26 protein-coding genes and 1 pseudogene are annotated in these 24,633 nt (G+C 60.2%); 18 read left to right on the top strand and 9 right to left on the bottom strand.

Translation table 11 applies throughout. From position 1 onward, the window contains the following. Nucleotides 1-45: 45 nt before the first annotated feature. The 6 genes and pseudogenes from ACQ4WY_RS05560 to ACQ4WY_RS05535 all read left to right on the top strand — a co-directional run. Nucleotides 46-489, top strand: a complete 444-nt coding sequence (locus tag ACQ4WY_RS05560; RefSeq protein ID WP_436503159.1) for a GNAT family N-acetyltransferase — start codon at nucleotides 46-48, stop codon at nucleotides 487-489. 116 nt (nucleotides 490-605) lie between these two features. After that, the gene (locus tag ACQ4WY_RS05555) at nucleotides 606-1,520 is read left to right on the top strand and encodes a hypothetical protein (protein ID WP_436503158.1); all 915 of its coding nucleotides are present in this window, start codon (nucleotides 606-608) and stop codon (nucleotides 1,518-1,520) included. Between the two features lie 412 nt (nucleotides 1,521-1,932). Then, on the top strand, nucleotides 1,933-2,082 hold the full coding sequence (locus ACQ4WY_RS05550; protein WP_436503157.1) for a hypothetical protein: 150 nt from the start codon (nucleotides 1,933-1,935) through the stop codon (nucleotides 2,080-2,082). Nucleotides 2,083-2,175: 93 nt separating this feature from the next. Further along, nucleotides 2,176-2,610, top strand: a complete 435-nt coding sequence (locus tag ACQ4WY_RS05545; protein WP_436503156.1) for a hypothetical protein — start codon at nucleotides 2,176-2,178, stop codon at nucleotides 2,608-2,610. Between the two features lie 282 nt (nucleotides 2,611-2,892). After that, on the top strand, nucleotides 2,893-4,551 hold the full coding sequence (locus tag ACQ4WY_RS05540; protein WP_436503155.1) for a glycoside hydrolase family 13 protein: 1,659 nt from the start codon (nucleotides 2,893-2,895) through the stop codon (nucleotides 4,549-4,551). A 19-nt stretch (nucleotides 4,552-4,570) separates the two neighbouring features. Beyond that, nucleotides 4,571-4,708: pseudogene (locus tag ACQ4WY_RS05535) on the top strand (IS5/IS1182 family transposase); the annotation flags it as partial. A gap of 1,065 nt (nucleotides 4,709-5,773) precedes the next feature. Here the strand turns inward: ACQ4WY_RS05535 and ACQ4WY_RS05530 are convergent. Then, entirely contained in the window at nucleotides 5,774-6,718 is a 945-nt protein-coding gene (locus tag ACQ4WY_RS05530; RefSeq protein ID WP_436503154.1) for a LysR substrate-binding domain-containing protein, read from the bottom strand. A 59-nt stretch (nucleotides 6,719-6,777) separates the two neighbouring features. Here ACQ4WY_RS05530 and ACQ4WY_RS05525 point away from each other — a divergent pair, with 59 nt between their 5' ends. The 3 genes from ACQ4WY_RS05525 to ACQ4WY_RS05515 all read left to right on the top strand — a co-directional run bounded on the left by ACQ4WY_RS05525 (nucleotide 6,778) and on the right by ACQ4WY_RS05515 (nucleotide 8,690). After that, on the top strand, nucleotides 6,778-7,578 hold the full coding sequence (locus ACQ4WY_RS05525) for an NAD(P)H-dependent oxidoreductase (RefSeq protein WP_436503153.1): 801 nt from the start codon (nucleotides 6,778-6,780) through the stop codon (nucleotides 7,576-7,578). A gap of 48 nt (nucleotides 7,579-7,626) precedes the next feature. Continuing rightward, nucleotides 7,627-7,917 (top strand): DUF1330 domain-containing protein, encoded by a 291-nt coding sequence (locus tag ACQ4WY_RS05520; protein ID WP_436503152.1) that lies wholly within the window; start codon nucleotides 7,627-7,629, stop codon nucleotides 7,915-7,917. 374 nt (nucleotides 7,918-8,291) lie between these two features. Further along, a complete protein-coding gene (locus tag ACQ4WY_RS05515; RefSeq protein ID WP_436503151.1) occupies nucleotides 8,292-8,690 on the top strand; it encodes a VOC family protein in 399 nt (132 codons plus the stop codon). A 40-nt stretch (nucleotides 8,691-8,730) separates the two neighbouring features. Here the strand turns inward: ACQ4WY_RS05515 and motA are convergent, their stop codons facing one another. Further along, complete coding sequence (gene motA, locus ACQ4WY_RS05510; protein ID WP_101482011.1) at nucleotides 8,731-9,594, bottom strand: flagellar motor stator protein MotA; 864 nt, start codon at nucleotides 9,592-9,594, stop codon at nucleotides 8,731-8,733. A gap of 42 nt (nucleotides 9,595-9,636) precedes the next feature. Next, a complete protein-coding gene (locus tag ACQ4WY_RS05505) occupies nucleotides 9,637-10,557 on the bottom strand; it encodes a LysR family transcriptional regulator (RefSeq protein ID WP_436503150.1) in 921 nt (306 codons plus the stop codon). 99 nt (nucleotides 10,558-10,656) lie between these two features. On the opposite strand from ACQ4WY_RS05505, the gene ACQ4WY_RS05500 reads away from it, so the two are divergent. Next, entirely contained in the window at nucleotides 10,657-11,826 is a 1,170-nt protein-coding gene (locus tag ACQ4WY_RS05500) for a mandelate racemase/muconate lactonizing enzyme family protein (protein WP_436503149.1), read from the top strand. 3 nt (nucleotides 11,827-11,829) lie between these two features. On the opposite strand, the gene ACQ4WY_RS05495 is transcribed toward ACQ4WY_RS05500, so the two are convergent. Genes ACQ4WY_RS05495 through ACQ4WY_RS05485 form a run of 3 tightly spaced genes read right to left on the bottom strand, consistent with a single transcriptional unit; the run spans nucleotide 11,830 to nucleotide 13,444 of the window. Further along, nucleotides 11,830-12,192, bottom strand: a complete 363-nt coding sequence (locus ACQ4WY_RS05495) for a glyoxalase superfamily protein (protein ID WP_436503148.1) — start codon at nucleotides 12,190-12,192, stop codon at nucleotides 11,830-11,832. A 42-nt stretch (nucleotides 12,193-12,234) separates the two neighbouring features. Beyond that, nucleotides 12,235-12,939 carry a hypothetical protein gene (locus ACQ4WY_RS05490; protein WP_436503147.1) on the bottom strand — a complete coding sequence of 235 codons (705 nt, stop codon included), beginning with the start codon at nucleotides 12,937-12,939 and terminating at the stop codon, nucleotides 12,235-12,237. 58 nt (nucleotides 12,940-12,997) lie between these two features. Continuing rightward, a complete protein-coding gene (locus ACQ4WY_RS05485; RefSeq protein ID WP_436503146.1) occupies nucleotides 12,998-13,444 on the bottom strand; it encodes a hypothetical protein in 447 nt (148 codons plus the stop codon). 124 nt (nucleotides 13,445-13,568) lie between these two features. Here ACQ4WY_RS05485 and ACQ4WY_RS05480 point away from each other — a divergent pair, with 124 nt between their 5' ends. The 8 genes from ACQ4WY_RS05480 to nosR all read left to right on the top strand — a co-directional run bounded on the left by ACQ4WY_RS05480 (nucleotide 13,569) and on the right by nosR (nucleotide 21,512). Beyond that, nucleotides 13,569-14,627 carry an Lnb N-terminal periplasmic domain-containing protein gene (locus tag ACQ4WY_RS05480; protein WP_436503145.1) on the top strand — a complete coding sequence of 353 codons (1,059 nt, stop codon included), beginning with the start codon at nucleotides 13,569-13,571 and terminating at the stop codon, nucleotides 14,625-14,627. A gap of 82 nt (nucleotides 14,628-14,709) precedes the next feature. Next, nucleotides 14,710-15,981, top strand: a complete 1,272-nt coding sequence (locus ACQ4WY_RS05475; protein WP_436503144.1) for a DEAD/DEAH box helicase — start codon at nucleotides 14,710-14,712, stop codon at nucleotides 15,979-15,981. Nucleotides 15,982-16,074: 93 nt separating this feature from the next. Continuing rightward, nucleotides 16,075-16,527 carry a hypothetical protein gene (locus tag ACQ4WY_RS05470; protein WP_436503143.1) on the top strand — a complete coding sequence of 151 codons (453 nt, stop codon included), beginning with the start codon at nucleotides 16,075-16,077 and terminating at the stop codon, nucleotides 16,525-16,527. A 147-nt stretch (nucleotides 16,528-16,674) separates the two neighbouring features. Beyond that, the gene (locus ACQ4WY_RS05465) at nucleotides 16,675-17,541 is read left to right on the top strand and encodes a response regulator (RefSeq protein WP_436503142.1); all 867 of its coding nucleotides are present in this window, start codon (nucleotides 16,675-16,677) and stop codon (nucleotides 17,539-17,541) included. Further along, entirely contained in the window at nucleotides 17,538-17,870 is a 333-nt protein-coding gene (locus tag ACQ4WY_RS05460) for a hypothetical protein (protein WP_436503141.1), read from the top strand. The genes ACQ4WY_RS05465 and ACQ4WY_RS05460 overlap by 4 nt, the downstream gene beginning before the upstream one ends. After that, nucleotides 17,867-18,706 (top strand): HDOD domain-containing protein, encoded by an 840-nt coding sequence (locus ACQ4WY_RS05455; protein WP_436503140.1) that lies wholly within the window; start codon nucleotides 17,867-17,869, stop codon nucleotides 18,704-18,706. The genes ACQ4WY_RS05460 and ACQ4WY_RS05455 overlap by 4 nt, the downstream gene beginning before the upstream one ends. 14 nt (nucleotides 18,707-18,720) lie before the next feature. After that, the gene (locus ACQ4WY_RS05450; protein ID WP_353660850.1) at nucleotides 18,721-20,184 is read left to right on the top strand and encodes an ATP-binding protein; all 1,464 of its coding nucleotides are present in this window, start codon (nucleotides 18,721-18,723) and stop codon (nucleotides 20,182-20,184) included. A 14-nt stretch (nucleotides 20,185-20,198) separates the two neighbouring features. Further along, nucleotides 20,199-21,512: a response regulator c-di-GMP phosphodiesterase, NosR family gene (gene nosR / locus ACQ4WY_RS05445; protein ID WP_436503139.1), complete on the top strand. Its 1,314-nt coding sequence runs from the start codon at nucleotides 20,199-20,201 to the stop codon at nucleotides 21,510-21,512. Nucleotides 21,513-21,522: 10 nt separating this feature from the next. Here the strand turns inward: nosR and ACQ4WY_RS05440 are convergent, their stop codons facing one another. The 3 genes from ACQ4WY_RS05440 to ACQ4WY_RS05430 all read right to left on the bottom strand — a co-directional run bounded on the left by ACQ4WY_RS05440 (nucleotide 21,523) and on the right by ACQ4WY_RS05430 (nucleotide 24,633). Beyond that, on the bottom strand, nucleotides 21,523-22,851 hold the full coding sequence (locus tag ACQ4WY_RS05440) for an ATP-binding protein (RefSeq protein ID WP_436503138.1): 1,329 nt from the start codon (nucleotides 22,849-22,851) through the stop codon (nucleotides 21,523-21,525). An 88-nt stretch (nucleotides 22,852-22,939) separates the two neighbouring features. Beyond that, nucleotides 22,940-23,620, bottom strand: a complete 681-nt coding sequence (locus ACQ4WY_RS05435; protein ID WP_436503137.1) for a hypothetical protein — start codon at nucleotides 23,618-23,620, stop codon at nucleotides 22,940-22,942. Continuing rightward, on the bottom strand, nucleotides 23,617-24,633 hold the full coding sequence (locus tag ACQ4WY_RS05430) for an MlaD family protein (RefSeq protein ID WP_436503136.1): 1,017 nt from the start codon (nucleotides 24,631-24,633) through the stop codon (nucleotides 23,617-23,619). The genes ACQ4WY_RS05435 and ACQ4WY_RS05430 overlap by 4 nt, the downstream gene beginning before the upstream one ends.

The following is a 24,633-nucleotide window of genomic DNA, read 5'->3' as shown; positions in this document are numbered from 1 at the left end:
ATTTTTAAACCGTTTCAGCAATTGAAGACACATCAAAGGAAATACATGGACGTCACGTTAGAATTTGTAACTATCGATAATTTTGAAGTTCTGATGGACATGGACCTTCCTCCAGGGCAGGCGCAGTTCCTCGCCAGTAATGCCTATTCGATCGCACAAGCGCACTACTACGCCGATTGGCGGCCCAGGGCAATTTACTGCGACGGCAGCCCGGTCGGTTTCGCTTTATACGATGTAAAAGGCAATGATGAGCCGGGACACTACGCAATTTACAGGCTGATGGTGGACTATCCTCGTCAAAACCAAGGAATAGGACGCCGTGCAATGGAGTTGCTACTGTCGGAGATCCGAGGTTGCAAAGATGCCCGCCGGATCACGATCTGCTACAAACCTGATAACGCCACTGCGCGCGGGTTTTACGCATCGCTAGGCTTCATTGAAACTGATATCGATGAGCTTGGCGAAATGGTGGCAGAAATATTGCTGTAAATAGCTCTCCGGGAAAGCTCGTTTATTTGGCAATTTCTCATTGATTGATTTACGGTCAGCGTCCGCTCCGGGGCGGAACCTGCCAACTGGATTTTCATTAATTGTATTAAAAAGACATGTCTATTTTCGATCTCGTTCTCAATATCTCTCCCTCCTTCCATCGCCAATGTTCAATTCGGATTGACGGTGAGGCCACGGGATTAGCCACATTTGAAGCGCTTCCGACAGGCCTTCTTCCGCGCATTGCACAAAGTTTGCCAGTCAAAAGTGAACACATGGCGACACTTCATAGGCGTACTTCAACCATGTTGATGGAGTGGAATGAACAATGGAGTCAGCTTGGTTTGGATGGGATTAATATTGACGGAGTGTTCGATCCCTCGAATTCAAAGACCCAGCCGTTTTCGTTGTGGAGTCCAAGAGAAGGGACCGCTGCACACACGATGCTGGCTGCTGTGTTCGAATGCTTTCCCTTTAACCTTTGCAGCGGACCTACTGGAGAGCTGCTCGAGATTGTACGGAGCTATTTAGACCTGCAACCGCCCGTCAGCATCATCAACTATAAGCCGACGCATCTTCGACTTGCACCGTGGGTGCATGCAAATGACGCGTGCGAGGTCGAAAGCCATCTGCGGATGCTTGCTGATGACGGTGACTTGATAATTGACGCGTCTGGTATGGAGCGATTTTGTGGAGCGTTAACGCGGCTACTGCCTGTTGATTATCTACTGAACCGACGTGGGGGAGTACGCTGGATGGTACGCAGCGAGTTTTCAAATGCTCTGATACAGGCTGGTGTTGCGCAGTCCATGATTGAAATCGTTCCCATCAGTCCAATCTCGCGCACGGGCGAGCCGATAGTGCTCGGCAGTATTTTTGTGGACTCATCAGACCTGATTGCTTTTGCCAAAGCTGGAGAAAGGATGGAATTGGTTCGCAGTTTTAGAAAAGAATACTCACTGACGATCGAGCAAGCGTCTAAGGCCGCAGCGGAGCTACTAGAAATTGTCGCATATCATCCGGTGCTTTAATGGGCCTTTACTGTCCTAGTTGAGCATCACTCTGAACTGGCCTTAGTCTGCTCCTGACTTCACGTTTCCTGAAATGGCTACCTCCGCTATGGGGCGGAACCTGCCAACGACGGCCACCGGCCATAACCGGTCATCCGAGATTCATGTTGATTTCTAATGCAGAGTACAAATACCTATGCCACTTTATTATGCGCACTTTGTAATCGTAGAGGAGAACGTTTGGTGGAATTACAGCGCACCGAATGAAGTGGTTCGGAAGGAGACACGGCATCGTGTTGCGACACATCTCTTCCCGGCCTTAGACGCACAGCATGCATACGTGCGCGCGGTAGAGATGAGCCGCGGTTTTCACGATGCGCACAATGACGGTCCGGGGGACAGGACAAACTTCATGTGCCTTGGAATTCACGACATGGATGAAGTCCATTTGGGAAGCGGCACATTAACCGAAGAGTTAGCAGGTCCCTATGGAGTTGATGTCGGTATGGTGGACTTTGATGTCGGCGTGCCGAAAATAGTACCGCGCGAGTCACTATCCCTGTTTCGTGAATTTACGCCCTAATTCGGGTGGCTGAATGAGGCAATGCAGTCATATGCAGGCTGATAGCGGCAGCCGGCCAGAGGCAGACATTTGATCAACAAACGAGAGTGGGCAATGGAAGACAAAAAGATCGTGGAACAAATCACTGAAACTCTTTTGAGTCTCGAAGAGCGAGGTGAGCTGGTTCTTACGACGACGTTTCCGGAAAGGGTGGCGGAGCTCCTCTTCAATACTGCGATAAAAGCGTGGCTCGAAGAAGCCTTGAAAGCTGATGAGCCTATTGAATGCACGATCCCACATCTTTTGAAACTAACTGCAAGAGAGATAGCAGCGAGATTTGGCGTCGAACAGCGTCATGCACGTGAGATTGCATATAGCTACTACAAGGAATGGTTGAAAACTCGCACCATGGCAGAAGTGGCGGAAATTTACTGGCATGAAACACCTTTCGAAATCGCCGGTCGCGCCTATTATCATATTGAATTAGGTAACCCCGACAATCGCGACCTCGACTATCTGGAATGGCGCAAACGTCGTCGTGCTGCATAGGAGTATCCGATACAGGTGGTACGACGTCCGCATTGGGGCGCAAGCGGACGGAGCCGGTTGGTGGTTTGAATCACAGACGGTGGCTAAGCCACTCCTGATCCATAGTTCTTGAAAGATGAAAAAACGATGGATCGTGTTAGTGGGCTGAGTGCCCGGACAGACGCCAGGCGTACGATCTCATAGCTGCCTGATCCAACGACGAGATCGGATCTGCCATACCCCTGGCGATCCCTGGGCACGTTGCAAGACAGTGCCGCCAATCAATAAGCGAGAAAGATAATCATGTTGGATAAGAAATGGTGGCATAACGCCGTCGTGTATCAGATATACCCACGTAGTTTTCAAGACAGCAATCACGATGGGGTCGGTGATCTGGCCGGCATCATCGGCAGACTAGACTACCTGCAACATCTGGGAATCAACCTGATCTGGCTGTCGCCAGTGTACCGGTCGCCGATGGACGATAATGGCTATGATATCTCCGACTATCAGGATATCGCCGCTGAATTCGGCACATTGGCCGAGATGGAGCAGTTGATCGCAGAGGCGGCCAAGCGCGACATCCGTATCCTGATGGATCTTGTGGTCAATCACACATCTGACGAGCATGCTTGGTTCGTCGAGGCGAAGAAATCCAAGGATAGCCCCTACCGTGACTACTACATCTGGCGCAATGCAGGCGCCGATGGCTCCCCGCCCGACCAGCAACGTTCGTATTTTGGCGGGAGTGTATGGGAATACGACGCCGCCAGCGGTGAATATTACTTCCATCTGTTCTCGAAACGACAGCCAGACCTGAACTGGGAAAATCCCCAGGTGCAGGAGGAGGTGCATCGCATGATGAACTGGTGGTTGGACAAGGGCATCGGCGGCTTCCGCATGGATGTGATCGATCTCATCGGCAAACAGGTCGACCAGCAGATTATCGCCAACGGCCCACAACTGCACCCGCTGCTGCAGCAAATACACCAAGCGACCTTTGCCGCACGCGATGTATTGTCGGTGGGCGAGACGTGGAGCGCAACCCCGGAGACGGCCAAGCTGTATTCCGACCCGGCGCGTCAAGAGCTGTCGATGGTCTTCCAGTTTGAGCACATCACAATGACCCACGATACAAAGGAGGGGAAATGGAAACCGCGGCCGTTCGATCTGATCGAATTCAAGCAGATCATCGGTAAGTGGCAGACCGAGCTGGCCGATGTCGGCTGGAATTCGCTGTTCTGGAATAACCACGACCTGCCGCGCGCCGTATCCAAATACGGCGACCCCGGCCGTTACCGGGTCGAGTCGGCCAAGATGCTGGCCACCGCGCTACATTTTCTCAAGGGCACCCCCTACGTCTATCAAGGCGAGGAAATAGGCATGACCAATGTACGTTTCGATTCCATCGACGACTATCGCGACATCGAATCGCTCAACCTCTACCACGAACGCACGGCCGCCGGCGTGTCACCGGAGACGATGATGGCCGGCATCCACGCCAACGGGCGGGACAATGCACGCACCCCCATGCAGTGGAACAGCACACACAACGCCGGCTTCAGTACTGGCACGCCATGGCTAAAGTTAAATCCAAACTGCCCCGAGATCAACGTCGCGGCCGCGCTGGAACAACCCGATTCGGTCTTCTTCCACTACCAGAAGCTGATCGAACTGCGCAAGCACTGGGACGTCATGGTTTACGGAAAATACCTGCCGTTGCTGGAGCAGCACCCGCAGGTATTCGCCTACCAGCGCAGCTTGGGGAGCCAGCAGCTGGTTGTCGTCAACAACTTTTCCGGCGAACACGTCGAACTGGATCTGCCGGCAATGCTGCACGGCATTGCCGGGCAAGGCTTGATCAGCAACTATGCCCAGCGTGACAGCTGGACCGACCACCTCAGCCTGCAGCCATACGAATCGTTTGCTATCGCTTATGTGTGTAAGCCAGGGCGCGGGTAAAGCGTTGTTGTGCAATCACATCGAGTCGCGCGAATGCCTGGGTAAATGGCGCTGGGTAGTCGAACGCACACTGGGCTGGCTGCACCGCTTCCACCGATTACGCATCCGCTACGAACGCTGTGCCGATAGGTTTACGACAGTTCTGCTTGTCTGCTAAGGTGAGCGACTCAAAGGTCGCTGGTCGGCCGACTCACGTCTGGCAATGCGACACCGCGTCAAGTATTTCAATCATTAATCCATGGACTAATAATAGTGACTGCTTCGAAACTAAGAATTGCTGAGGGGGGAATTTGTAGGGATGGCGGCTCTTTGGTGGCTGACTTCTATTGCGAGGATGGTTCGATACTATCGTTTCTACTGGAGGTGGCACTTGGGCAGCCGAAGTATCGACACCTACATGCCGGTGCAGAAATTCAGAACTCTTGTGAGCCAGCGTCACTCGTGACCAAGGGAAGTCCTAGAGATATCGAATTAACGTCAATGCTTCGCTCATGGGCAGCGGACTGCGAGTTTCGTCCTTCGATTGAAGCACATTTGGAACGTGGGACTCGTCCACCGTTAGACTCCCAAGAGTATGGATCCTACTGGGCATTTTTGCTCATTAATAATTTGCAAAAACGCGAAGTCTAATCCATGTGTTTGGACTTCCCAAACTATAACCGACGGTGACGGATGTCATATCCGACCGACCGGCAGCAGCAGCAGTATGCCGGCTTCAGAGCACTACGACGGCACCGTTGGATATAACAGCCTGGTCCATCATCTGCATAAAGCGCTTGATGAGGTCGATGATTTTGCTCGCTGGCGGTGGCGTTGCCATCACGGCCGGCGTGGCCTGGCACATCGCGGCATCACGCCAAAATAGACCCTCTTCCGGGGCGCTTAATGAATCGCTCCCAGTAGCTAAGACTCTCCTGATCCATGGTTGTCGAAAGAAGAAGAGCCGATGATCGTGTTCGGGTCTGGGGTCTTGCCAGGCACCTGGAGTGCGATTTAGTAGCTGTCTGATCCAACGACGAGATCGGGTCTGGCCTGTCTATCTCCCCTGCCCTGCAGAGACTCTTGCCGCGCTGAAGCCGGATCCTGATTGCGGTGGCTGGCATACCATACTGACTGAGAAAAACGTGCCAACCGAAGACGAGTGCAGGTCGATTTTGCAACACGAAAAGACCAAAAGAAAGGGCTAGTTGCGTATGGCCGAATCCGGCCAAAAGCGGATAATTCATCCGCCCCTATCGCCGCTAATACTTCGCGCAGCGCCAAGCATCCAATCACGGAACTGCTGCGCGGCCGCGCCCAGTGGCCGTTCACGACTACAGACCAGGTAGTAATTTTTTCCAGTTTGCAGGGCGTTTGGGAATAACTGAATCAAGTTGCCCCTCTCCAGATTATCTTCCACTAACCAAGGGCTGGTCAGCACCAACCCCTGCCCGCGACAGCAAGCGTCGATAGCCATTTCCGACTGATCGAAACGTAAGTTGCTGGTCATGCCGTCGAAGGACATCCCGACTTGAGCCAGCCATCGCGACCAATTTGAGTGCGAGGTTGTAAAGAGGAGGGTCGCACGCGCCATGTCCTCAACTACGGCCAATTGCAGGCTCTCGCGGTAGCCGGGACTGCAATAGACTCTTACCTCGTCACTCAACAGCAACTGGACATCAAGGTTGTCGTCTTTGCCGTCGAAATACCTTACTGCCAGATCGTATGTGTGAGTGTGAAAGTCAACCGGTTCACTCGAGGCGTTCAAGTGAAATTTCAATCCAGGATGGCTGCAAGTTAGAGCGGGCATGCGTCTGGCGAACCATGTGTTCGCAAACGCCGGTGGCAGGCTCAGACGCACCTGCGACGATTCTCTGCCCTGCACGGAGGCATTGGCTTCGTCGAGCTGCTGCAGGGCGGGCCTTACTTGTTCCCAATAACGCAGCGCCTCCTCGGTTGGTTGCAATTTGCGTACATTGCGCACGAACAGGGACAGGCCCAGCCATTCTTCCAACTTGCGAATCTGCTGCCCCACGGCTCCGGGGGTGACAAACAGTTGTTGAGCCGCCAGTACCGCGCTACCGGTCTGCATGACGGCGTCGAAGCAGGCAATGGCCTTGAGCGGAGTATCGGATCGCATGATGTAGTTATTCTCTTTCATTGCGTTAAAACAAATGATTTGTACCACGGTGACCGCGGTAGGACAATCACGTCATCAATCGTACAAGCCTATGGAAGGTGTAAAACATGAATATTCTGATTATCCACGCTCATCCCGAGTCCGGTTCATTCAATGGTGCTATGACGCAAACCGCAGTGCGCACTCTCACAGCGCTAGGTCATGAAGTACGAGTGAGCGACCTTTACGCTATGAGCTGGAACCCTGTACTTCACCCAGACGAGTTTAGTGATCGCGCGAACGCGCAATATTTTGATGCATCGAAAGAGCAGGAGCACGCCCAAGCAAATGCAACGGTATGCAGCGATGTAGAGTTCGAACAGGAAAAAGTCACATGGTCCGACTTGGTGATTTTCCAATTTCCGTTGTGGTGGTTTTCCATGCCCGCCATCCTAAAAGGCTGGGTTGATCGCGTACTAAGTCGCGGTTTCGCCTACTCCTCTGGGCGCAAATATGAAAATGGATGCTTCAAGGGAAAACGCGCCATGCTAAGTCTGACCACCGGTACTGCAAGCACCCTCTATGCGCCCAACGGCATTGATGGAGACCTGCATCACATCCTCTGGCCTATTCACAATGGAATTCTTGCATACACTGGCTTCACCGTTCTGCCGCCTTTTGCTGCATGGATGCCCGCCCAAGTCAGTCTGGAAGAACGGGAGCAGTACCTGCAGGACTATGCAGAACGGTTGTCGCGGCTGGACGATCTTGAACCGCTGTTCTTTCATCCACGTCAGGACTATGACGAGAATCAGCAGCTCAAGCCAGGTGTCATCGCACGGTCTGGCGTCCAGTGGAACCCACGTGCTTCCCAGACTTCAGAGGAAGCGATTTCATCTTTTACGCAGCGACTCCCCAGAAATGGATGACCTGACGAAAGTAACAAACAAACATATACCGGCATATGGAGAATTTTAATGAAAGGCTATTGGATTATTTTGGGCTCGGACGTAATTGATCCGAATGCACAGCAGGAATATAGTCGACTGTGGACATCTATCGGGGAGAAGTATAGCGCCAAGGTTAGGTTTCTAGAGCCTGGTGCGTTGGTTGAATCCGAATTCAGTACGCGGGTGCTGGCCGTCGAGTTTCCCAGTTACAAGCACGCGATAGCCTGCTATGTTGATCCTGCCTATTCCAAGGCGAAGCAATTTGCACTGCTAGCTTACAAGCGCGAAGTGATCATCATTGAAGGCGATTTGGCCTAACACCTGCATGTTGCTGCTTTCCACCGAGCTTCCGCTTCGGGGCGGCGGTTGCCAATGACAGCATGCGGCCTGAAGCGGACTGTCGTATCAGGTGACGTCGCTCAGACTTGAGCGGGCAGCTGCTGTCAGATGATTTAACGTCTCGATGAACCGTAGTCGGCCAGCGGCGGGTATGTCAATCAGACATAGTTGGAAAGCATGCCGGGTTGACTTGCAGGCCATCTATCACGCCGTTTTTCCCGTCACTTTTTACGCTTTCATTTATTGCCATCCTAGAGGAAAATATTTGTTCGCCAGCGTGTCGATTTTGTGTGCCGTCACCCGTTGCTGGGAGGACGCACCGATTGCCCATTCCACCTAAGCAAGGAAACGCCATGAACAAACAGATCATCCTCAACCTGCCCGTGAAGGACCTGGACAAATCCAAGGCCTTCTTTTCCGCTCTCGGCTTTACCTTCAATCCCCGCTTTAGCGGCGAGAACGCGGCGTTCATGAACATCGTCGACGGCGCCATCCAGGCCATGCTGACGACCGAATCCTTCTTCCAGTCGCTGATCGACAAGCCGGTCGCGAATGCAAAGGAAGCCAATGAAGTCGTCATTTGCCTCAGTTGCGAAAGCCGGGAAGAGGTGGACAGTCTGATCGCCAAGGCCGTTGCCGCTGGCGGTCGCATACCGCATCCGCCCGAGGACCATGGCTTCATGTATGACCAGGGTTTCGAGGATATCGATGGCCACCTGTGGAACCTGGTCTGGACGGCGCCAGAAGCGTGAGGCGCCGGGCAGGTTGCCGAGGTTGGTGAAGCAGGCCGTATCAGTTCTTCGTGCGCACCTGACGCACGTGATTTTCCAGTTCGCTGAACGAGGGGCGTTCTGTGGCGGAAATGACCTTGCGGCCGAATTCCACGGCCAACGCCGGCGCATAGCCGTTCAGGCTGGCCAGTAAGGTCACTTTCACGCACTGGTACATCTTCGCCGTTTCATGGTGCTTGCGGCGCAGCAAGCTGGCCAGCGGCGCGATGAAACCGTAGGCCAGCAGGATGCCGATGAAGGTGCCCACCAGCGCCTGCGCGATCAGCACGCCCAGCTCGGCCGGCGGCAAGCCCACGGACGCCATGGTATGCACCACGCCCATCACGGCAGCCACGATACCGAAGGCGGGCATGGCGTCGGCCAGCTGCGAAATCGTCTGGATCGGCATTTCCGCATCTTCATGGTGCGTCTCGATCTCGTTATCCATCAGGTTTTCGATCTGATAAGCATCCATATTGCCCGACACCATCAGGCGCAGGTAGTCGGTGATGAATTCCAGGATGTGCTCGTCACCGAGCGTGTACGGGTATTTCACGAAGATGGGGCTGCGGTAGGGGTCGTCGATATCGTCCTCGACCGACATCAAGCCTTCCTTGCGGATCTTGCTGAGGATTTCATACATCAGCCCCATCAGTTCCATATAGCGCGCTTTCGTGTATTGTGAACCGTGGAACAGGGTGGGCAGGGCGGCGAACGTGGCGCGGATGGCCTTGGCGTCGTTGCCGACAAAGAAGGTGCCCAGCGCGGCGCCGCCGATCATCAGCAATTCCAGCGGCTGGAACAGGGCCGCCAGGTGGCCGCCCTGCAAGGCGAAGCCGCCGAAGACGGAAAACAGCACGACGAGAAATCCGAGTATGACTAGCAAAACTTACTCCTTCATAATATTGCCATATCGCAATATTGTAGTTTAACCTGATTCGGCCGCCGTGGCCGCTTCCGGCTGCAACTGCTGGCCGAGAAAATTGATAAAAGCGCGCACTTTGGCGGGCAACTGGTGGCGGCTGGGGTAGTAGGCGTACAGGTCGGCCGGTGCCAGTGCGTAGTCGGCCAGCACCACGCGCAAGCGGCCGCTGTCGAGGTAGCGGGCCAGGTCCCATTCGGAGCGCAGCAGGATGCCGTGCCCATCCAGGGCCCAGCCCAGCACCACGTCGCCATCGTTGCTGGCCACCGTGCCGCGCACCTTCACCGTGTGCGTGGCGCGCCCTTTGCTCAAACGCCAGATGCCGTAGGCGTCGTCATTCTGCCGGTGCACGATGCAGCGGTGCCGCGCCAGCTCGTCGGGGGACTGCGGCGTGCCGTGCGCCTGCAGGTAGGCGGGCGAAGCGCACAGGAAGCGCCGGTTCGACATGATGCGCCGCGCCGACAAACGCGTGTCGGGCAAGTCGCCGAAGCGGATGCCCAGGTCATACGCCTGCTCGACCAGGTTGATTGGGCTGTCCGTCAGTTGCAGCTGCACTTCCAGCTGCGGGTGGCGCAGGGCGAATTGCGACAGCAAAGGCGCGATCACCGTGCGGCCGAAACCCAAGGTGGCATTCACGCGCAGCAGCCCGCGCGGCTCCGCGCTGCCGCTGGCCAGCGACTCTTCCATGGCGCGGATGTCGTCGAGAATTTGCCGCGCCTGTTGCAGATAGCTTTCGCCATCGCCCGTCAGGCTGATGCGCCGCGTGCTGCGGTTCAGCAAACGCACGCCCAGGCGCTGCTCCATTAACTGCAGGCGCTTGCTGACGGCCGGCGGCGTGATGCCCAGCTCGCGCGCCGTGGCCGATAGGCTGCCGAGCTTGGCCAGCAGCACAAAGAAAGCCATTTCCGTGGTGGCGTCGCTTTTCATTATTAACTTCAAATGAAGAATGGTTTAAATTAATATCGATTATATGGCTTTATATCGCGGGTAAGCTGGCGCTATTGTTTTCACCCACAGGAGACCCGCATGAAGATCGTTGACATCCGCGAAAAGACCATCCCCATCTCTTCCCCCATCCGCAACGCCTACATCGATTTCACCAAGATGACGCTGAGCCTGGTGGCCGTCGTCACGGATGTGATCCGCGACGGCAAGCCCGTCGTCGGCTACGGCTTCAATTCGAACGGCCGTTACGGCCAGGGCATGCTGATGCGCGAGCGTTTCATTCCCCGCATCCTCGACGCCGACCCTGCCTCGCTCGTCACGGAAGACGGCAGCAATCTCGATCCGCACAAGGTGTGGGATTGCATGTACACCAATGAAAAGCCGGGTGGCCACGGCGAACGCTCGGTGGCCATCGGCACCATCGACATGGCCATCTGGGATGCCGTGGCGAAGATCGAAAACAAACCGCTGTTCCAGCTGCTGGCCGAACGGCACGGCACGGGCGTGCCCGATAAAAAAGTCTTCGTGTATGCGGCGGGCGGCTATTACTACCCGGGCCAGAGCCTGTCCGCCCTGCAGGACGAGATGCGCAGCTATATCGACCGAGGCTACACGGTGGTCAAGAAAAAGATCGGCGGCGCTTCGCTGGACGAGGACTTGCGCCGCATCGACGCCATCATGGACGTGCTGCAGGATGGACAGAAGCTGTGCGTGGACGCCAACGGCCGCTTCGATTTGGACACGTCGATCGCCTACGCCAAGGCGCTGCGCCAGTACGATTTGTTCTGGTATGAAGAGGCGGGCGATCCGCTCGACTTCGAGCTGCAAGCGACTCTGCGCAGCTACTATGACAAGCCGATGGCGACGGGCGAAAACCTGTTTTCCATGCAGGATGCGCGCAACCTGATCCGCTACGGCGGCATGCGCGCCGACCGCGACTGGCTGCAGTTCGACTGCGCCCTCAGCTACGGCCTGGTGGAATACCTGCGCACCCTGGACATGCTGCAGCAGCACGGCTGGTCGCGCAGCCGCTGCATCCCGCACGGCGGCCACCAGATGTCGCTCAATATCGCCGCGGGCCTGGGCCTGGGTGGCAATGAATCGTATCCGGATTTATTCCAGCCCTTCGGTGGCTTTCCCGATGGCGTGCGCGTGGAAAACGGCCACATCACCATGCCCGATCTCGTCGGCATCGGCTTCGAGGGCAAGGCGAACCTGTATGCGGAAATGCGCGCCCTGAGCGGCCAATAAGCGTTACTCCGTTCTTTGCCAGAAGCGCAGCCGGTTGCCAAACGGGTCCGCCACTTCCAGGATGCGGCCCCAGTCCTCGTCGCGGATGCCGGGGCGCGCATACGGGTAATCCTTCGCTTGCAGCTCCGCGTGCAGGGCGGCGATATCGTTGACGGGAATCAGGAGCGCGGCACCCGGCGTGGCGTCGCCGTAGTGTTCGGACAGGTGCAGCACGAGATCGCCCCGCGTCACCTGCAGGTACAGCGGCGCCGTGGGCTCGAAGCGATGTTCCCAGTCCAGCGTGAAACCGAGAAAATCGAGGTAGAACTCGCGCGCCTTGGCTTCGGAAAAGCTGCGCAGGATGGGGACGGCGGGGGAAAGCTGCATGGCGGCTCTTTCAACAAAGGTGGCAAGATCCCTATTCTAGCGTCAGGCCAGCGCCTGCCGTTTTATGCGCGCGGCGGGGCTGGTCTTCTCCCAGCGGAACAGCCACATGATGATCAATTTGGTCGTGGCGCTGACGCAGGCGAGCAGCAGCAAGGGCCAGCCCGTCGATAGCCCCATGACGCAGGCAAAGAAGATGGTGCTGATATCCATCGCCAGGATGAACTGGCTCATTTTCAGGGACACGGCGCCCGTCTTGCCCGAGCGGTAGATGAGGCGGATCTGGTGCGCATAGCCCTGCGCCAGCAGCACGGTGACGGCGACGATCAGGCCTTGCGACAGCACGCGCTTTTCATCGGTGAAGGTGGGGCCGAAGGCCAGCCCCGCCATGCCCGCGCACAGCAGCAGCGCGCAGGCCAGCAGCGCATTGCGCGATGTCAGGCTGCGGCGGTCGCGGTCAATTTCATACAGGATGCCCAGCGCGATCAGCGCAGCGATCAATCGGGGCCAGACGATGTAATGGTTGAACGGCGTGATCGAATAGCCATACACAAAGAACGCACAGTACGCGAGGAAGCTGACGGTGAACTGGTTGATCGACAGGATGTCCGTCGTCTTGCCGGCGCCGACCCTGGCATCGTGCTTGCGCCGCCAGATTTTTTGCAGCTGCGACCACAGGCCAAGCAGGCTGACGACGATGAAGAGGGAATTGAGGCTGCCGGCGAGGGCGTAGAGCGCTTGATGCTGCAAAGTGTCACCTGAAGGTTGTCGTGTTTGTTGTCGTTGTTGGGATGGATGTAGCCTGAGGCTATTCCGCTGCCATGGCCGGCCCGGTGCCAACGATGATGCGCGCTTCGACGGCAGCAATCTTGATGCTCAGGTCACTCATGAAAATCAACGAGAGATCCGTGCAGCCTTCACTCGCCTCATGCGACGCGACGCCATCCATGTCATCGCGCATGGCATTCCACATGAAGCCGATGGAGGAAAGGCATTTCTCCCCGTTGACATGCTCCTCTTCGCCGGATTCCCGGATTTTCAGCATATGCACGCCTGCACAAACCAGTGTCAGCGCAGCGGGCATGGATGGCCTGACCCAGTCGCCGGCACTGCGTGCCCAATGCAGTTGCAGCCGCCGCGCAGCGATGCAATAGTCGATATGCGTGAATTCGTAATCATTGTGCAGGTCAAGTTCTTGCCCTTCAAGCAAGATTTTGGTGTAACCCTGAATGATGGAAAAACCTTGGAGTTGCATGTGAAGGTGAATTGATTGCAAAAGAAATCATTATGCCATCGAAATAATATTGCATGCCTGTCCCAAGATACGCTGGGCACGCCCGAAATACTTGCACATCTTCACTTGCCCCTATAATTGAGGCATGACTTTCTTATCACTTCGTGCCCGCTCCGTGCTGGGCAGCATCGGCAAAATGGCCGTTTCCCTGATTCTCCTGTTGACTGCACTGTGGGGCGCGCTGGCGCTGTGGTACCAGCTGTCCGGCGGCACGGCGGCGCAAGCCATCGGCGCGCTGCTGTGGGCCGCGCTGGGCGTGGCCAGCGTGGTGCTGTGGTGGACGCGCGGCGATGTGCGCGTGCTGCTGCCGTATGCGGCCGGTTTTATCCTGCTGCTGCTGTGGTGGAGCCTGATCACGCCGAAGCAGCAGCGCGTGTGGGCGGACGATGTGGCGCGCAATGTCACGGGCACGCTCAAGGGCAATCTCGTCACCCTGGACAATGTGCGCAATTTCGACTGGCGCAGCGATGATGACTACACGGTCAAGTGGGAGCAGCGCAGCTACGACCTCGACGAGCTGCGCACGGTGGACACGGCGCTGTCGTACTGGACGGGGCCGTACATTGCGCATACCCTGATCTCGTTCGGTTTTGCGGACGGGCGCTTCCTGACGTTTTCCATCGAGATCCGCAAGGAAAAGGGCGAGAGCTTTTCCGCCATCGGCGGCTTTTTCAAGCATTTCGAGATGAGCCTGATCGCCGCCGACGAGCGCGACATCCTGCGCGTGCGCACGAATGCGCGCGGCGAAGACATGCATTTGTACCGCGTGATGATGCCCAAGGCGGCCATGCGCTCGCTGTTCCTCGCCTACCTGGACGAGGCGCAGGCGCTGAAGAGCAAGCCGCAGTTCTACAACACCCTGACGGCCAACTGCACGACCATCGTCTTCGAGATGGTGCGCCGCATCGTGCCTGGCCTGCCGCTCGATTACCGGCTGATGGCCTCGGGATACCTGGACCGCTATCTGTACGACGTCAAGGGCCTGGTGCCGGGTTTGACCTTCCAGCAGCTGCGTATAGGGGGCCACATCACGGCGCGCGCGCGGGCGGCCAACGACGACGCGGACTTTTCGCACGCGATCCGGCGCAGCATGCCGGGTTATGACGAAGCGGGCTTTCCGACACTGCAAATGCCCAAGCAATAGCCGCCTGCTTTATACTGTCGCTATCCCGACCGGCCGCACATTGCGGCCGGTCTCACTTTACGAATATACAAGAAGGCCCGCTATGCCATTTTCCTCACTGGGTCTGATTCCCGCCCTGGTCCGTGCCGTCGACAAGGCCGGCTATGCCGCGCCGACGGCCATCCAGGCTGCCGCCATTCCCGCCATCCTGCGCGGCAGCGACGTGCTGGGCGCGGCGCAGACGGGTTCCGGCAAGACGGCCGCCTACGCGCTGCCGCTGCTGCAGGCGCTGATGGCGCCCGCTGCCGGCCCGCGCCAGGTGCGCGCGCTGATCCTCGTGCCCACGCGCGAGCTGGCTGCGCAGGTGGGGCAGACGGTGCACGCGCTGGCCAAGCCGCTGCCCGTCAAACTGAAGATTTCCGTGCTGTTCGGCGGCGTGTCGATCAATCCGCAGATGATGGACTTGCGCGGCGGCGCCGATATCGTCGTCGCCACGCCGGGCCGCCTGCTGGACCTGGTGCGGCAAAACGCCGTAAAGCTGGGCGGCGTGTCGCTGTGCGTGCTTGACGAGGCGGACCGTTTGCTCGACATGGGCTTTAGCGAAGAAATCAACGCCATCCTGGCGCTGCTGCCAGCGAAACGGCAAAACCTGTTTTTCTCGGCCACCTTCCCCGACAGCGTGCAGGCGCTGGCCGACAGCCTGCTCAGGGAGCCCGTGCGCATCGAAGTGGCGTCCGAACCGCAGGACAAGCCCGACATCGTGCAGCGCGCCATCACGGTCGACGTGCCGCGCCGCACGCAGCTGCTGCGCTACCTGATCCTGCAGCAGCAGTGGGACAGGGTGCTGGTGTTCGTCGCCACCAAGTACGCGGCCGAACACGTGGCCGACAAGCTGCAGCGTGCAGGCCTGCATGTGGGCGCCTTCCACGGCGAATTCAGCCAGGGCACGCGCAGCCAGCTGCTGGCGGACTTCAAGGCGGGCCGTTTGCAGGTGCTGGTGGCCACCGACGTGGCCGCGCGCGGCATCGATATCGCCGGCTTGCCGGCTGTCGTCAACTATGACTTGCCCCGTTCGGCCGTCGACTACACGCACCGCATCGGCCGCACGGGCCGCGCCGGCGAAAGCGGCACGGCCATCAGTTTCGTAACGGCCGACACGGAAGCGCATTTCCGCCTGATCGAAAATCGTAACGACTTGCGCATCGTGCGCGAAGTGGTGGCCGGTTTCGAGCCCACGGAACTGCCCGCGCCGGTGAATCCCGTCACCGATACGGTCAATGGCGGCGTCAAGGGCGCGCGCAAAAGCAAAAAAGACAAATTGCGCGAGGCGGCAGCCATGGCGGCCAAGGCGGCCGAGGCGGCCGAGGGCAATTAAATCCGCCTAATGTGCGCTAACCGCTTGAACGGCCACGTTTCCCGGACTAAGATTGTGTTTCTATAAAGCAAGGGGACGGGAATGCACAGTATCATGATCAAACGGATGGCCGCTGCCGCCTGCTTCGCGGCGCTGGCCGGTTGCGCCAGCATGGGCGGGAATAATGACACGGCTGGCATGCAGATGCCGGGCAAGACGCCGGCCGATGCCGCCGTGGCCGCCACCTGGTACAACCCGCCCAGCGAATTTCCCGGTATTTGCCTGACCCAGTTCAAGGATGGCAGCCTGCGTTTCGATGGCGGCTTTGCCTTTTTCAACCCGGGCCGCTGGGCGTACGATGCGGCCACGTCCGAACTGCGTTTGCAACTGGCGCCGACCCCATCTTTGGAACTGTCGCACGCGCAAACGGTGCTGCACAAGAATCTGCTGCGCGTCGACGGGCAGAAAAATACATTGGTGTACGCCGTGAAGGCCGACACGCAAGCCATCGGCTTGGGCGGCTTTGTGTTTTATCGCGACACGCCGTGTCCGGCACGGCGCGGATAAGTGCCGGATAAGTGCCATAGAGGAATATTTAGTCGTATAATCTCCACGCAAGCTGGCTGCCGCGCAAGACTCGCAAGACTGTTTCTCGCAGCAGATTCACCCTCCAGGCAAGCTCCGATATCGCCATGGCGATGAGAGGATGGTCCGATGGATTTGCACGACGAGCAAGGTGTGCAGGGTACTGCGGTGCTGGCGGCAGATGCCGGGCAGCGGGCTGTGGTGCCGCCACGCACCTTGCTGCTGGTCGATGACGAGCCGAATATCCTCGCTTCCCTCAAGCGCCTGCTGCGGCGCGACGGTTACCATATCCTCACTGCCAACAGCGGCCAGGAAGGCCTGGACGTGCTGGCCAGCCATGCGGTCGACGTGATCGTGTCGGACCAGCGCATGCCCGGCATGCTGGGCGCCGACTTCTTGCGCAAGGCCAAGCTGCTGTGTCCGCAAACCATCCGCATCATGCTGTCCGGCTATACCGAGTTGCAAGCCGTCACGGACGCCGTCAACGAGGGCGCCATCTTCAAGTTTCTAACCAAGCCCTGGGAAGACCATCAACTGCGCGAGCATATCGCCGAAGCCTTTCGCCTGAAGGGCATCGACGACGACAATGTGCGCCTCAATGCGCAGCTGCGCGACGCCAACCAGGCGCTGGCGGCAGCCAATGCCGCCATGCAGGCGCTGGTGCATCAGCAACAGCATCAGATCAGCCGCGATGAAGTCAGCCTCGGCATCGCGCGCGAATTGCTGCAATTTCTGCCGCTGCCCGTGATCGGGCTCGATGAAGACGGCATGATCGCCTTCATCAACGCGGCGGCGGCCAACCTGTTCGAACGGGGCGCAGGCCTGCTGGGCAACGAGGCGGCGATCGTCTTGCCGCAACTATTCGACGGGCAGGGTGCGCCTTGCCTGGCCGCCATCGATGGCCAGCCGTATGCCGTGGCGGTCCATCCGATGGGCTTGCATTCGCGCTCGCGCGGCAGCCTGGTCACCCTGAGTCGTCATGGAGTGGATACATGAGTGAGAGCGGACGCGAGATTTCCATGGAGCAGGCGCAGGAAGGCATGGTGCTGGCGCTGGCGCTGAACGACGCCAACGGCGCCGTGCTGCTGGCCCAGGGCGCCACCCTGACGGCGGCGAACCTGACGGCCTTGCGCCGGCGCAATGTGGAGCGCTGCCACGTCGTCATGGAAGAGGCGCCTGACCCCGCCGCGCAGGCGCATGCCGAGCAGGAACGGGCGCGCCGCCTGGAACGGCTGGCCGTGCTGTTCCGCGCCACGCCGCCCGATTCCCCCGGGGCGGAACTGCTGGCGCTGCTGCAGCGCTACCGGCAAGGGGGCGCGGCATGACACGGCTCAGTTTTGAACATATCATCCGCCAGATACAGGAACTGCCTTCGCTGCCGGTGGTGGTGCTGGAACTGCTGTCGAGCATGGACCAGGACGACACGGACGTGCATGTGCTGGCGCAAAAGATCGAGCTGGACCAGGCCTTGGCGGCTAAGACCCTGCGCATCGCCAATTCCTCGTTCTACGGCATGCAATCGAAGGTCACCAGCATTCCGCAAGCCGTTTCCGTGCTGGGCTTTCACAGCATCCGCACCGTTGTCACGGCCTGCGCCCTGACGGGCAGCTTCGCGTCGTCGAGCGGCAGCTTCGATTTCCAGGCATTCTGGCGCCATTCGCTGGCCACGGCCATCGCCGCGCGCCTGCTGGCGCCGCACCTGCGCGTCAATCCCGAAACGGCGTTCACGGCCGGCCTGCTGCACGACCTGGGCACGCTGGTGCTGGTGACGCGCTTCCCGGCCGAGCACGCGCTCGTGCGCAGCTACCGCCAGGCGCATGACTGCCAGATGGCTGAAGCGGAACTGGCCGTCATCGGCATCGATCATGCGCAGGTGGGCAGCGCCCTGGCTGCTTACTGGAAGTTTCCCGAAGCGATACAGCAAGCGGTGGCCGACCACCACGCCATCGACCGCCTGCAAGCGGGCGGCTTGCCGCTGGCCGTGCACCTGGCCAATGCCGTCGCCCTTGCGCTCGACCTGGCTGGCGTCGACGATGCGCTGGTGCCGCCCCTGTCGCCTGCGGGCTGGCGCAGCATCGCCCTGGACGAGCCGGCCTGGCTGGCGCTGCTGGGGCAAACCGAACACACCTTCGATGAAATGTCGCGCATCATGCTGGCATGAACAGGATAGAGGCCATGGAAACAGACGCAGGGCAGGCACTGCCCGCCACGCCGGAACGCCGCCAGGGCGATTCCATCGCGCTATCGGCGTTTTTCGATGGCCATCCCGTGGCCACTTTCGCCATCGATACGGAGCACGTGGTGACGCACTGGAACAGCGCCTGCGAACAGTTGCTGGGCTTTACGGCCGCCGAGATGGTCGGCACGCGCGACCACTGGAAGGCGTTTTATCCGCAGCCGCGCGCCTGCCTGGCCGACCTGCTGGTGGCCGACGATATCGCGCTCGGCGAAAATGAACTCTACCTTGGCAAGCTGAAGCGCTCCCCCGTGATTCCCGGCGCCTTTGAGGCCGAGGATTTCTTTGCCGATATCGGCCCTGACGGCCACTGGCTGCATTTCACGGCGGCGCCCCTGCGCGATCGCCAGGGACGCCTGGTGGGCGCCATCGAAACGCTGCGCGACGTGAGCGAGCGGCGCTTTGCGGAACTGGCGCTGCGCAAGGCGCACGACAACCTGGAACACCTGGTGGCCAAGCGCACGGCCCAGCTGGCCGACATGAACGAGCGCCTGGCCGACGATATCCGCCAGCGCCAGATCGCCGATCTCGAATTGCGCGAGCGCAACCTGGCCCTGACGGAATTGAACAGCAAGCTGTCGCTGGCCCAGCAAAAGCTGCTGCAGTCGGAAAAGCTGGCTTCGATCGGCCAGCTGGCCGCCGGCGTGGCGCACGAAATCAACAATCCCATCGGCTATGTGTTTTCCAATGTGGGCACCCTGGAAGGGTATCTGGACGACCTGTTCAGCATGCTCGACGCTTATGAGGAAGCCGAGCCGGCCGTCGCTGACCCCGTGGTGGCGGCGCGCCTGCGCGCGTTGCGCGAACAGATCGACCTGGACTTCCTGCGCACCGATATTCCGCTGCTGATGGGCGAATCGAAGGAAGGCATTTCGCGCGTGCGCCGCATCGTGCAGGACCTGAAGGATTTTTCGCGCACGGATGCGCACCAGGAGTGGGTCTGGGCCGACCTGCGCCAGGGCATCGACACCACGCTCAATATCGTGAATAACGAAGTCAAGTACAAGGCCGACGTGGTGCGCGAGTATGGCGACATTCCCGATATCGAATGCCAGCCTTCCGAACTGAACCAGGTGATCATGAACCTGGTCGTCAACGCCGCCCATTCCATCGGCGAGGCGCGCGGACGCATCACGCTGCGCACGGGCAGCGACAACGCGACGGAAGTGTGGATCGAGGTCGAGGACACGGGCGGCGGCATCGCGCCCGAACACCTGTCGCGCATCTTCGATCCGTTCTTCACGACAAAGGCCGTCGGCAAGGGCACGGGCCTGGGCCTGTCGCTGGCCTACACCACGGTGCAGAAACATCACGGCCGCATCGACGTGCGCAGCATCATCGGCCGCGGTACCACCTTTCGCATCACCCTGCCCGTGCGCCAGGCGCAGGCCGTCGCACCATGACTGAACAGGACAACATGAGCACCAGCATCGCGGCCGCGCCGCCCACCATCCTGTGCGTCGACGACGAACCGAATATCCTGTCCTCGCTGCGGCGCTTGTTCCGCCCGCACGGCTACCGCGTGCTGACGGCCGACGGCGGCGCGGCCGGCCTGGCCCTGCTCGAGAGCGAGACGGTGGACCTGGTCATCTCCGACATGCGCATGCCGCACATGGATGGCGCGCAATTCCTGGCCCAGGTACGCCAGCGCTGGCCCGGCACCATGCGTTTGCTGCTGACCGGCTATGCCGACATCCAGTCCATCCTCGACGCCATCAACCAGGGCGAGATCTACCGCTACGTGACCAAGCCCTGGGACGAAAACGATATCGTGCTGGTGGTGCGCCACGCGCTGGAACGGCGCGCGCTGGAGCAGGAGAAACTGCGCCTGGAAGCGCTGACGGCCAGCCAGAACGTGCAGCTGCAGGCGCTCAACGCCAGCCTGGAAGCGAAGGTGGCCACGCGCACGCAGCAGCTGAAACAGTCGCACGACGAAGTGCAGGCGGCCAACGAACGCCTGAAAGCCACGTTCGTGACGACCATCAAGGTGTTTTCCAACCTGATCGAGATGCGCGGCGGCAAGCTGGCCGGCCATGCGCGGCGGGTGGCCGAACTGTCGCGCAAGCTGGCGCAGGCGCTGGGCCTGGCAGGACAGGAGGCGCGCGATGTGTTCATCGCGGCCCTGCTCAAGGATATCGGCAAGCTCAGCTTGAGCGACGATGTGCTGGAACTGCCGGCCAGCGCCTGGACGGGCGAGCAGCTGGCCGCTTTCCGCAAGCATCCGCTGCGCGCCGAACAATTACTGATGGCGCTCGAGGAGCTGCGCGCCGTTTCCGTGATCCTGCGCTCGCAGCTGGAGCGCTTCGACGGCGGCGGCTTTCCCGATGGCCTGGTGGGCCTGGCCATTCCCATGGGGGCGCGTATCCTGACGCTGGCGTCGGACTACGATGGCTTGCAGATCGGCGCCATGGTGCAGCGCAGCCTGCGCGCCGACGAGGCCCGCAGCCTGATCTACGACAGCATCGGCAAACGCTACGACCCGGCGGTGGTGGCCGCTTTCCGCAGCATCATGGAGGAGACGGAGCCACCGGCGCGCGACCTGACCGTACTGTCGGGCCAGCTGGAGCCGGGCATGGTGCTGTCGCGTGACCTGATCAGCCGCGATGGCCTGATGCTGCTGGCGGCCGAACACGTGCTGACGGCCCGCGTGATCGCCCAGCTGCTCGATTTCGAAAGCAAGAATGGCGGACGGCTCAGCATCCGCGTGTATGCGCCCTTGAAGGAATGCTAGGGCGGGAAGGCTAGGACGCTGCCTGGGCCGCCGGCGGCGATACGGGCAGGTGCACGGTAAAGCGCGTGCCCTGGCCCACTTCCGAAGCCACTTCGATGCGTCCGCCGTGCTTGTTGACGATGCCGTACGACAGCGACAGGCCCAGGCCCGTGCCGCTGCCCACCGCCTTGGTGGTGAAGAACGGCTCGAAGATGCGGTTCAGGTGTTCGGGCGCGATACCGGCGCCAGTGTCGCCGATCTCCACCCATACCCAGTCGCCGGCGTGACCGGTGCGGATGCTGATCACGCCGTCGCTGCTGATGGCCTGGCCCGCGTTGACGAGCAGGTTCATGAAGACCTGGTTCAGCTGCGAGGCCAGGCACAGTATCGGCGGCAGCTCGCCATAGTGTTTCTCGATGCGCGCCTTGTATTTCAATTCGTTGGCGACGATATTGAGGGTGCTGTCCAGGCCCGCATGCAGGCTGGCGACTTGCCAGTCCGTCTCGCCCACGTGGGAAAAATCCTTCAGCGCCTGCACGATGTCGCGCACGCGCTTCAAGCCATCCATCGATTCGCGCACCAGGTCCACCATGTCGTCCTGCAGGAAGGCCAGGTCGGCCTGGCCGCGCACCTGGGCCACGCGCGCGGCCAGGGCCGGGCCATCGAGCGCCTCGCGCATTGCCGCCTCATACTGGTCAATGACGCCGAACAGGGTGCCGACATAGCCTTGCAGCGAACTCATGTTGGAGTTGACGAAGCCGATCGGGTTATTGATTTCATGCGCGATGCCGGCCGCCAGCTGGCCGATGGACGCCATCTTTTCCGATTGCAGCAACTGGTCGTGCGCTTCCTGCAGCTTGCTGATCAGTAGTTGCTGCTCTTCGCCGCGCGCCTGCAGCATCGCTTCCATGCGCTTGCGTTCCGTGATGTCTGTCAGCGAGCCAATCACCTCGAACGGCACGCCATGCTCGTCGCGCACCAGGCGCAGGCTGTCGTGCATCCACAGATAGCTGCCGTCGCGCACGCGGAAACGGTATTCGTAAGCGCGTGCGCCTTCGACGAAGATCTGCGCCAGGCTGGAAAAAATGCCGGGGGCATCGTCGGGGTGAATATGGTCGAACCAGAAATTGGGATCGGCCACCATTTCCTCGGGCTGGTAGCCCAGCACATTGAGGGCATTGTTGCTGACAAAAGTCATCTTGAAGTCGCCGCTGGGCACGGTGCAATAGATGATGGAGGGCGTATTGTCGAGCAGGTATTGCAGGCGTACGGCCGTGGCGGCCGACACGTCGTCGCCAGGCGCCGCCGCCGCATGCCGGCCGGTATCGGGAGTGGAAAGGTCGAAATCCTCGAACTGCATTGTCACACCTCGCGGTCTGCACGGCATAGCTGTCATCCTGGCTCGATTATGCCTGATTCCGCCTGCCTTGGGCCGGCCATCGGCGCGTTCAAGGGGCCAGCGGCTGTTCGACGATCGCCATGCGCCGCGCGATGCGCTGCGCCGCTTGCGTGTCGCCCGCCTGTTCGGCGCGCAGGCGCTGCACGCCCAGCCAGGCCAGCAGCGGACGGCGCCAGCCCTGGTCCGAGGCGGTGGCGACGGCCGTGTCGAGCAGCTCCGGCGTAGCGCGGCTGGCGCGCAGCAGCACGCCGGCCGCCACCAGTTGCGACAGCGGGTCGGCGATGGCCGCCACGGCGCTGGCGGCGGCCGTATCGGAGCTGGCGCTGGCGGCCGCCCGCTGCGCTTCCGGCAGCTGGGTGATGTCGGTCGCCTGCGCCTTGCCGGCCAGGTAGGCCGCATACGCGCGGTCGGCGGCTGTCGCGTCGGCTTGCAGGGCGTCAAAGCCGGCGCAGTCCTCGAAGGCCAGGCTGGCCACGCGTGCGGCGCAGCGCAGCAGTTCGATGCGCGCCACCAGCTCGAGCTTGCCCGTGCCTGCCACCTGGCTGCGGGCGCGCCGGAATTCCGTCTGCTCGACCAGGGCGTTGCCATTCAAGTAAGCCGCTTGAAACCGTTCGACGGAACTTTGCGCATTCATTTTCCAGTCCGGCACGGGCGGGCCGCTGGAACAGGCGGCGAGCGCAGTGCACAACAATGCGGCCAGGGCGGACAAGGTGACATTGCGTTTTCTCATGGCAGTTTGATCTCCGGATTGCGCTTGAACGGCCATTTGCGGTTGATTTCATTGACCAGCTGCTCGACCTTGCGCAGATTGCTTTCCACGTCGGCGCGCAGCGGGCCCAGGTCGGCTGTCGCCGCCTTGGCATTGGCGCCCACGGCTTGCGCCTCGACCAGCACGGCGTCGACTTTTTTCAGGCTGTTGCGCGTGTCGGCCAGCAGCGCGTTCAGCTGCACGATGGTCGCCTGCGCATCCGTCATCACGCCCTTGTCGCCAAAGACGCGCGTGTCGGCATTGGCCACCAGGCCGTCCGTGCGGCGCGCCAACTGGTCGGCCGTGACCAGCAGGGTGTTGGCTCGCTCGACCAGCAGGCGCGACTGCTTGTCGTCGCCCGTCAGCAAGCCCATGGCGCCACCCGGGCCGCTCAGCTTGCCGGTGACAGCCTGCACATTGCGCAAGGTGCCGTCGAGGGCGGAATCGGTGCCCGTCAGGCTGGCCACATTGTTCAGCAAATCCTTGGCGGCGGCCAGCAGGCGGGGGATTTCCGCCGCCATGTCGCCCACCAGCAAGTCGCGCGTGGCGTCGTCGGGCAGCGGCGGGTCCGTCAGGATGCCGCTGTAGGCGCGCAGCTTGGCGCCGCCGACGATACCCCGTTCCAGAGTGAAGATTGAGCTGCTGCGCAGCCAGTGCGCATCCTTCCTTGGCACGTCGACGATGACGCGGGCCTTGCCGTCCGGCGCCAGTTCGATGCGCTGCACGCGGCCGATGGGAAAGCCGGAAAAGGTCAGGTCGGCGCCCACGCCCACGCCGTCCGAATCGTCGGTCGTCAGCACCAGCGTCTGCGTGGCTTCGAAGGCGCCGCGCGCATACATCAGGTAGACGACGGAGCCGACCACCAGCACGAACATGAAGATGAGCAGGATGGCTGCTTTCAGTTCGGCGTGGCGCACGGGCGGCGGGGCGGGCAGGACGGCGTCTGGCGCCGTGATGTCGGTCTGGTCGGGATTGGGGGGCTGGCTCTGGCTCAT

Origin of the sequence: Janthinobacterium salmonicoloratum (genome assembly GCF_051380845.1) — a bacterium.
GTDB classification, from domain to species: Bacteria; Pseudomonadota; Gammaproteobacteria; order Burkholderiales; family Burkholderiaceae_D; genus Janthinobacterium; species Janthinobacterium lividum_F.
The sequence above is the reverse complement of the archived record's forward strand: the minus strand, read 5'-3'. Positions and strand labels throughout refer to the sequence as shown.

What these genes read in the sequence shown, in the direction of transcription:
- ACQ4WY_RS05560 (WP_436503159.1), top strand. Translation starts at nt 46, where the DNA reads ATGGACGTCACGTTAGAATTTGTAACTATCGATAATTTTGAAGTTCTG.
- ACQ4WY_RS05555 (WP_436503158.1), top strand. Translation starts at nt 606, where the DNA reads ATGTCTATTTTCGATCTCGTTCTCAATATCTCTCCCTCCTTCCATCGC.
- ACQ4WY_RS05550 (WP_436503157.1), top strand. Translation starts at nt 1,933, where the DNA reads ATGGATGAAGTCCATTTGGGAAGCGGCACATTAACCGAAGAGTTAGCA.
- ACQ4WY_RS05545 (WP_436503156.1), top strand. Translation starts at nt 2,176, where the DNA reads ATGGAAGACAAAAAGATCGTGGAACAAATCACTGAAACTCTTTTGAGT.
- ACQ4WY_RS05540 (WP_436503155.1), top strand. Translation starts at nt 2,893, where the DNA reads ATGTTGGATAAGAAATGGTGGCATAACGCCGTCGTGTATCAGATATAC.
- ACQ4WY_RS05525 (WP_436503153.1), top strand. Translation starts at nt 6,778, where the DNA reads ATGAATATTCTGATTATCCACGCTCATCCCGAGTCCGGTTCATTCAAT.
- ACQ4WY_RS05520 (WP_436503152.1), top strand. Translation starts at nt 7,627, where the DNA reads ATGAAAGGCTATTGGATTATTTTGGGCTCGGACGTAATTGATCCGAAT.
- ACQ4WY_RS05515 (WP_436503151.1), top strand. Translation starts at nt 8,292, where the DNA reads ATGAACAAACAGATCATCCTCAACCTGCCCGTGAAGGACCTGGACAAA.
- ACQ4WY_RS05505 (WP_436503150.1), bottom strand. Translation starts at nt 10,557, where the DNA reads ATGAAAAGCGACGCCACCACGGAAATGGCTTTCTTTGTGCTGCTGGCC.
- ACQ4WY_RS05500 (WP_436503149.1), top strand. Translation starts at nt 10,657, where the DNA reads ATGAAGATCGTTGACATCCGCGAAAAGACCATCCCCATCTCTTCCCCC.
- ACQ4WY_RS05495 (WP_436503148.1), bottom strand. Translation starts at nt 12,192, where the DNA reads ATGCAGCTTTCCCCCGCCGTCCCCATCCTGCGCAGCTTTTCCGAAGCC.
- ACQ4WY_RS05485 (WP_436503146.1), bottom strand. Translation starts at nt 13,444, where the DNA reads ATGCAACTCCAAGGTTTTTCCATCATTCAGGGTTACACCAAAATCTTG.
- ACQ4WY_RS05480 (WP_436503145.1), top strand. Translation starts at nt 13,569, where the DNA reads ATGACTTTCTTATCACTTCGTGCCCGCTCCGTGCTGGGCAGCATCGGC.
- ACQ4WY_RS05475 (WP_436503144.1), top strand. Translation starts at nt 14,710, where the DNA reads ATGCCATTTTCCTCACTGGGTCTGATTCCCGCCCTGGTCCGTGCCGTC.
- ACQ4WY_RS05470 (WP_436503143.1), top strand. Translation starts at nt 16,075, where the DNA reads ATGATCAAACGGATGGCCGCTGCCGCCTGCTTCGCGGCGCTGGCCGGT.
- ACQ4WY_RS05465 (WP_436503142.1), top strand. Translation starts at nt 16,675, where the DNA reads ATGGATTTGCACGACGAGCAAGGTGTGCAGGGTACTGCGGTGCTGGCG.
- ACQ4WY_RS05460 (WP_436503141.1), top strand. Translation starts at nt 17,538, where the DNA reads ATGAGTGAGAGCGGACGCGAGATTTCCATGGAGCAGGCGCAGGAAGGC.
- ACQ4WY_RS05455 (WP_436503140.1), top strand. Translation starts at nt 17,867, where the DNA reads ATGACACGGCTCAGTTTTGAACATATCATCCGCCAGATACAGGAACTG.
- ACQ4WY_RS05450 (WP_353660850.1), top strand. Translation starts at nt 18,721, where the DNA reads ATGGAAACAGACGCAGGGCAGGCACTGCCCGCCACGCCGGAACGCCGC.
- nosR (WP_436503139.1), top strand. Translation starts at nt 20,199, where the DNA reads ATGAGCACCAGCATCGCGGCCGCGCCGCCCACCATCCTGTGCGTCGAC.
- ACQ4WY_RS05440 (WP_436503138.1), bottom strand. Translation starts at nt 22,851, where the DNA reads ATGCAGTTCGAGGATTTCGACCTTTCCACTCCCGATACCGGCCGGCAT.
- ACQ4WY_RS05435 (WP_436503137.1), bottom strand. Translation starts at nt 23,620, where the DNA reads ATGAGAAAACGCAATGTCACCTTGTCCGCCCTGGCCGCATTGTTGTGC.
- ACQ4WY_RS05430 (WP_436503136.1), bottom strand. Translation starts at nt 24,633, where the DNA reads ATGAGCCAGAGCCAGCCCCCCAATCCCGACCAGACCGACATCACGGCG.